The sequence below is a fragment of the Inquilinus sp. genome, from assembly GCF_057815775.1.
The window spans coordinates 1-5644 of sequence record NZ_JBYRFX010000334.1; the positions used below are offsets into that span (position 1 = coordinate 1).

The following is a 5644-nucleotide window of genomic DNA, read 5'->3' on the forward strand; positions in this document are numbered from 1 at the left end:
GGTGATCATCCAGACCGGCATGACCGTGGCCAACATCGCGATCGAGGCGCAGCTGACCGTGCTCGGCCTGCTCCTGATCCTGTCGATCATCGCCTCCAACGCGATCTACGCGACCCGGCGGCGCTGACCCCACAACGAACCGTCAAAACCCAAATCGCTAAAACAAGGAGGAACACCATGCCCCGGAAGACATTGCTCACCGTCCTGGCCGTCGACGCCAGCGTGGTCGCCGGCACCGCCCTGGCGGCCGATCCGGTAAAGATCGTTGATATCCCGAAGAACACCGGAAACCCCTATTTCGACAGCATCATCAAGGGCTTCGAAGACGGCTGCAAGGAGCTGGGCTGCGAATTCACCACCGTGGCCCCGGCAACGCCCGAGGCGACCTCGCAGATCCCGTTCGTCACCGCTCAGATCCAGCGCGGCGTCAACGTCATCGCGATCTCGCCGAACAGCCCGGATGCGCTGAACCAGATCTTCGACCGGGCGCGGTCGCGCGGGGTCAAGATCATCGTCGTCAACTCCGACGTGCCGGGCAACGAGGCGCATCGCGACGCCGCCATCCTGCCGGTCGACTTCACCCAGACCGGCAGCGCCCAGGTCGAGCTGATGGGCTCGATGATCGGCTATAAGGGCGAGGTCGCGATCCTGTCCGCCACGACAGACGCGCCGGACCAGAATGTCTGGATCGCCGACATGAAGAAGGCGCTGGAGACCAACGCCAAATACAAGGACATGAAGCTGGTCACCACCGCCTATGGCGATGACGACCCGCAGAAGAGCACCACCGAGACCGAGGCCCTGCTGGCCAACTACCCCAACCTCGCCGGCATCATCTCGCCGACCACGGTCGGTGTTGCCGCCGCGGCCCAGGTGGTCGAGACGGCGGGCAAGGCCGCCAAGGTCCATGTCACCGGCCTCGGCACCCCGAACCAGATGCGCCGCTTCGTCGAGAACGGCACGGTCACGGCGTTCCAGCTGTGGAGCCCGTACAATGAAGGCTGGCTGGCCTCGCATCTCGCGGTCGGCGTCGTGGGCGGCAAGATCGAGCTGAAGGCGGGCGGCAGCTTCGAGGTGCCGAAGCTCGGCACGATCAAGATCGGCGACAACAACCAGATCCTGACCCAGGCCCAGCCGACCACCTTCGACAAGACCAACATCGGCCAGTTCAACTTCTGAGCGGTCTGCTGGGTACGGTCAGTTCCGTTCCTCTTGTCTGTCATTGCCGGACTTGATCCGGCAATCCAGAGGGTCTCGACAGTCTCTGGATGCCCGGGTCAAGCCCGGGCATGACAGGAGAGAGGGGGAATGGGCGCCTACCGCTTTCCCTTCGGCCGGCCGATCGAGCCGTGCAGCACCACGCTGCTGCCCAGCAGCACCCGGCGCGGCGGGACGTCGAGGCCGGCCAGCCGCTCCAGCAGCAGCCGGGCGGCGGTGGCGCCGACCTCCGCCATGTCGCGGTCGATCACCGTGATCGGCGGGTCGACCAGTTCGGCCAGCACCCGGTCGTCGGCGCCGGCCAGCGACAGGTCGCCGGGAATGGCCAGGCCGAGCAGCCTGATCGCGCGCAGCACGCCCTGGAAGATCTCGTTGCCGCCAGCGATCAGCGCGGTCGGCGGCTTCGGCCCGGTCAGCAGGTCATGCGCCTCCGAGGCACCGTACTCGGCGGTCTGGGCCCGCGACCGGATCAGCCCCTCGTCGGCCGTCAGGCCGGCGGCGGCGATGGCCTTGCGGAAGGCGTCGGCCCGGGCCCGGCCGGGGCGGATCTTCTCCGAAGCGGTGATCAGCGCGATCCGCTTGTGGCCCTGCGCCGCCATCTGCCGCACCAGGGTCTCGATCGGCCGGGCATGGTCGCTGTAGACCACGTCGGCGGCCACGGTCACGTCGCGGTCCAGGATCACCAGCGGCACGCCAATCCGGCCCAGCTTTTCGATCACCGGCCCATGGGTCTCGTCCGCCAGGGTGACGATCAGCCCGTCCATCTGACGCTGCTGCGCCGCCTCGAGGAAGGCGAGCTCGCGGACCGGCGAGCGGTTGGAGGAGAAGGCGAACAGCATGTAGCCGGCGTCGGACAGCACCGGCTCCGCCCCGATCGCGACGCGGGAGAACACCTGGTTGGCCATGTCGGGGATCAGGAAACCGATCGTGCGGGTGCGGCTGGTGCGCATGGTGCGGGCGGCGGCGTTGGGCTGGTAGCCGGTCTCGGCCATCGCCGCCAGCACCCGCGCCCGCGTCGCTTCGGCCACCCGGGCGCTGCCGCCGGCGACGCGCGACACCGTGCCGATCGACACCGCAGCCCGCGCCGCCACGTCGCGGATCGTCGGCCGGCGCATCGGGAAAACGTTCACAACAGGTGCCTTCGGGCGATCGGCCATGAAAATGCCAGTGATATCCTGAAAAATCATGAAACCCGGAACCCGCTGCCAGGGCAAGGGCAGGCTGTCATGGGCGATAAAATGATGACGTTTACACCGCTCGCCTGCGCCCGGGGTTGATGCTACCAAACGATACGGGTTGCCGGGTGCCGATAGGGAAGTGACGGGACGATGATCGAATTCGCGGTCGATGCCGTGCGGGTGCAGTTCAACCCGGCGGGTGGGCAGTTGCACGATGTGGCGATCCGCTGGAACGGGCGGGAGATCCGGCCGCTGCACCGCGCGCCCTGGGTCGACAGCGGCGAGGTGCTGCCCGACGACGTGCCGGTGGGCCTGCGCAACCTGGCCGGCGACTTCTTCTGCGCCCCCTTCGCCGACAGCGACCTGGACGGCGCGCCGGGCCATGGCTGGACCGCCAATGGGCAGTGGGATCTCGACGGCATCGACGAGGATGCGGCCGGCGTCACCGCGCGCTTCACCCTGCAGCAGAAGGTGTTCGGCGCCACCGTGCGCAAGACGGTGACGCTGCACCGCGGCCAGCCGATCGTCTATCAGCGCCATGTGTTCGAGGGCGGCAGCGGGGCGCTGCCGATGGCGCACCACGCCATGATCCGGGCGCCGGGCGGCGCCGCCCTCAGCTTCTCCGACAAGGCCTTCGGCATCACTCCGCCGACGCCGATGGAGCCGGACCCGGCGCGCGGCCGGTCGATCCTGGCCTATCCCCAGCGCATTGCCGGGCTCGGCGCCCTGCGCCTCGCCGATGGCCGTACGATCGACGCCTCGCACTATCCCTTCGCCGAGCGGCATGAGGACATCGTGCTGCTGGCCGAGGCCCCCGGCACGGCACTGGGCTGGTCCGCGGCGCTGGCGGCGCAGGACGGCTTCCTGTTCTTTGGCCTGAAGGATCCGCGCCGCCTGCCGCACACGCTGCTGTGGATGAGCAATGGCGGCCGCGACTACCCGCCCTTCTCCAGCCGGCACCACCATGTCCTCGGCATCGAGGAGGGCTGCACCTGGCTGCATCTCGGCCATCGCGCCTCGACCGCGCCGAACCCGCTGACCGCGGAGGGCTACCCGACGGCGATCGCGCTGCAGCCTGAAGGCCGGGTCGAGATCACCTATGCCTTCGGTGCGATCCCGGCCGAGCCGGGCTGGGACCGGGTCGAGTCCATCGGCCTCGGTGGCGGCGGGCTCGTGCTTCGCGTCGCCGGCGGTCCCGCGGTCGCGCTGCCGTTCGAGGCCGGCCGCATAGGGTTGTAGTGGGCCGAGCACCCTTCTTTCCTGTCATTGCCGGACTTGACCCGGCAATCCAGAGGATGTCGACAGTCCTGGATGCCCGGATCAAGTCCGGGCATGACAGTGTGGGGGACGGCTGACAGCCCGGCGCCGAATATGGTTGCCCACATTTTTCTCGCAGGATGGAACAGCTTCCATCCAGTTCGGGCTTGAACCCTGGCCTGTCCTCGCCTTCGATGGCCGGGCCGATCACCGGCCGATGTCGTAGGGAAAGAGTGTCCATGTCTGCGTCCGATCGCGCCATCCTCGAGGCCCTGTTCCAGGCGGCGCTCGACGTCGCCTATCCCGAGACCGGGATGGCCCGCCTGCTGCCGGAGGCGCCGAAGGGCCGGACCATCGTGCTCGGCGCCGGCAAGGGGGCTGCGCGGATGGCGCGGGCGTTCGAGACGCTGTGGCCGCATCCCTGCGAAGGCCTAGTGGTCACCCGCTACGGCCACGGTACGCCGACCGACCGGATCGAGGTGGTCGAGGCCTCCCACCCGGTGCCCGACGCCGCCGGTGCTGCCGCGGCGCAGCGCATCCTCGACCTCGCCCACACGGCCGGGCCCGATGATCTCGTCGTCTGCCTGATTTCCGGCGGCGCCTCGGCGCTGCTGTCGCTGCCGGCCGAGGGGCTGACCCTGGCCGACAAGCAGGCGATCAACAAGGCGCTGCTGCGCTCCGGCGCGCCGATCCAGGAGATGAACGCGGTGCGCAAGGCGCTGTCCGCGATCAAGGGCGGGCGCCTCGCCGCCGCTGCTGCTCCGGCACGGCTGGTCACCTACCTCATCTCCGACGTGCCCGGCGACGATCCCGGCACCATCGGCTCGGGCCCCACCGTCGGCGGCGGCGCCGATCCGGAAACGGCGCTGGCGATCCTGCGCCGCTACGACATCCCGGTGTCGGCCGGGGTGGAGGCGGCGATCCGGGCCAATGCTGCCCCGGCCGAACTGCCGGCCGGGCAAGTGCTGCACATGCTTGCCACGCCGCAGATGGCGCTGGAGGCGGCGGCGGCCAAGGCGCGGGAGTTCGGCCTGACGCCCCTGATCCTGGGCGATGCGCTGGAGGGCGAGGCGCGCGAGGTCGGCCGGGTCATGGCCGGCATCGCCGAACAGGCGGCGCGGCACGACCAGCCGGCGGCACGGCCCTGCGTGCTGCTGTCGGGCGGTGAGACCACGGTGACGGTGCGGGGCCAGGGCCGCGGCGGACGCAATGCCGAATTCCTGCTGGCACTCGCGGTCCAGCTGCAGGGCCACCCTGGTATCGCCGCCATCGCCTGCGATACCGATGGAATCGACGGGTCGGAGGACAATGCCGGGGCCTGGATCGATGCTGGCACGCTCGCCGCCGGGCGCGACCAGGGCCTGTCGGCCGACAGCTTCCTGGCCGGCAACGACGCCTACAGCTATTTCGCCGCTGTCGGCCGCCTGGTCGTGACCGGTCCGACCCTGACCAACGTCAACGACTTCCGGGCCATCCTGGTGCGGTGACTTCGGCGGCCCGTCACCGATGCGGTGGGTTTGAGGCAAGTGCTGGAGGATTGCCGCGATTGGCCCGAGCGTGTAGAACACGGGGGGCCGAATATGAATGCTCGTCTACAATTCGTCTAAATTTTATTCATATAAATCTGTTTTCATTCTGATTTTCTCGGTGGGGTTTTCCCGACATGGGTGGCCGTCGCCAGCAGATTCGATGGGGAGGTTTTCCAGTATGACCGTCAATGCCAGTTCGCTCACCCGCATCTCCGTCGACAGCAGCGGCAACAGCGCCAACAACATCGCGATGAACGCCACGATGTCCGGCGATGGCCGTTATGTCGTGTACCAGAGCACCTCGACCAACCTGGTCGGCGGCGATGGCAACGGTGTCGCCGATGTGTTCGTGCGCGACACGGTGACCGGCACCACCACCCTGGTCTCGACCGCCACCGGCGGGACGCAGGGCAACAACATCTCCAGCCTGCCGCTGGTCACCGATGACGGCCGCTACGTGGT

5 protein-coding genes are annotated in these 5644 nt (G+C 68.5%); 4 read left to right on the top strand and 1 reads right to left on the bottom strand.

Annotated features, from left to right (window positions below; genetic code table 11):
- Positions 1-177 precede the first annotated feature (177 nt).
- Positions 178-1179, top strand: coding sequence for a substrate-binding domain-containing protein (locus AC3XYG_RS11910; RefSeq protein WP_489140048.1), 1002 nt, complete (start codon positions 178-180; stop codon positions 1177-1179).
- A 137-nt stretch (positions 1180-1316) separates the two neighbouring features.
- Here AC3XYG_RS11910 and AC3XYG_RS11915 read toward each other — a convergent pair whose 3' ends face one another.
- Entirely contained in the window at positions 1317-2375 is a 1059-nt protein-coding gene (locus AC3XYG_RS11915) for a LacI family DNA-binding transcriptional regulator (protein WP_489140049.1), read from the bottom strand.
- Between the two features lie 171 nt (positions 2376-2546).
- On the opposite strand from AC3XYG_RS11915, the gene AC3XYG_RS11920 reads away from it, so the two are divergent.
- From AC3XYG_RS11920 to AC3XYG_RS11930, 3 genes are all read left to right on the top strand, one after another.
- Entirely contained in the window at positions 2547-3635 is a 1089-nt protein-coding gene (locus tag AC3XYG_RS11920; protein ID WP_489140050.1) for a hypothetical protein, read from the top strand.
- A 257-nt stretch (positions 3636-3892) separates the two neighbouring features.
- A complete protein-coding gene (locus AC3XYG_RS11925) occupies positions 3893-5140 on the top strand; it encodes a glycerate kinase type-2 family protein (RefSeq protein WP_489140051.1) in 1248 nt (415 codons plus the stop codon).
- A gap of 220 nt (positions 5141-5360) precedes the next feature.
- Positions 5361-5644 (top strand): hypothetical protein (locus AC3XYG_RS11930; RefSeq protein WP_489140052.1); only part of this gene is annotated, 284 nt, incomplete at its 3' end.